The organism is Treponema sp. UBA7570, from assembly GCA_002477955.1.
Classification (GTDB): Bacteria; Spirochaetota; Spirochaetia; order Treponematales; family Treponemataceae; genus Treponema_D.
Window position 1 is genome coordinate 20,340 of the sequence record DLLE01000061.1, and the last position, 1,412, is coordinate 21,751.

Genomic DNA, 1,412 nt, shown 5'->3' on the forward strand with positions numbered 1-1,412 from the left:
ATTATTATCTTTATTGAAGAAAATTTTCTTATAAGGTTAAATTTCGGACAAAATACGCAAACAAAATTCAATCTAAAAACTGAGGATAAAAATAAAATGGAAAATCAAAACGATATACAAAATCAGGAAAAAGCAAAAAAACCGGAACTTACAAAAGACATGCTCGTAAGCACGCTTGTAGCATTTTATCCTGAACTTACAGAACCTCTCATGCTCATGGGAATGCACTGCATAAGCTGTTTTGCTTCTCAAATGGAAACTCTCGAAGAAGCGGCTATGGTTCACGGTTTAAACGCAGACGAAGTTATCGAAGACTTAAAAGATTTTTTACATCAGGCGGAAGTTCAAAACGAAAATAAATAAAAACTCTCTGCACAAATTTAAAAAAATCCGAATTTAAGCGGATGATTTTACATTCACTCAAATTCGGAAAAAAATTTATCCAGTTGTTAACAAAAAAAATACACCGTTTAAGGCGCGGATTATTTCATCAGCTCGCGGTATTTTTTTGCAAGACGCGCTGATTTTTTTGCGGCAAGTCCGCAGTAGTTCGCAGGATGTTCAAAGAAATTTGCAGGATTTTCTACGCCGAGTTTTTCAAGCTGGGCTGTAATATCTGCATATTCTTTTTCGTGAGTTTTAAGCACTTCAAAGAAAGTTTTTCCAGACTTTTCCGCCTCAAGCGTAATCTGACGGATAATTTCGTGTCCGTCATTGTATCCGGCTTCGCCAAGAAGAATATATGCAGGTTCAGCAAGAACGCCGCCCTTAACTTTTCCGCCGGCGCTTTCAAGATTTTTTGCCATATTGTCGCGGTCAGCCTGCAATCCTTTTACGACTGAATTCATTCTGCTTACTGCCATTGTAAAGCCGGCAATATAGTCAGTAATAAATCTCTGGCTTGCAGAATTTGAAAGGTCGCGCTGATGTTCAGAAATCTGATCCATATAGAAAGTAACTACGCGAGGACACATAGCCTTCCATAAAGATTTAACGTGCTCGCTGTTCCATGGATTGCGTTTCTGAGGCATTGTCGAAGAGCCGACCTGAGTTGCAGCAAAATATTCAAAAACCTCGCCAATTTCTGAACGCTGCAAGTTGCGCAAGTCGTCCGCCAAATTGGCAATAATACCGAAAGCAACATTCATCTCAAGCAAGAGGCGAAGAACGTGCTCTGCCTCTACAAGCTGATTTGAATATTCAGACGGCTTAAGGCCCAGAAATTCAGTATAAATGCGCTCAAGTTCTTCAGGATCTTTTACAATCATCGAAGGACCGTTGTAAGAACCAACAGGACCAGCAAGTTTTCCAACTAAATCGTCAGAAAGCTCTTCGATTTTTAAGATTGATTTACCAAGACGGGCAACAAATTCTGCAATTTCCCAGCCAAAAGTAATAGGAACAGCGTGCTG

General features: G+C 39.6%; 2 protein-coding genes. One reads left to right on the forward strand and one right to left on the reverse strand.

Annotated elements, in window-relative coordinates:
• Positions 1-363 (forward strand): DUF1858 domain-containing protein (locus B4N75_RS08065; RefSeq protein WP_296668753.1); only part of this gene is annotated, 363 nt, incomplete at its 5' end.
• Between the two features lie 119 nt (positions 364-482).
• On the opposite strand, the gene B4N75_RS08070 is transcribed toward B4N75_RS08065, so the two are convergent.
• Positions 483-1,412, reverse strand: a 930-nt coding sequence (locus B4N75_RS08070; protein WP_296707096.1) for a lyase family protein, incomplete at its 5' end; no start/stop codon positions are given.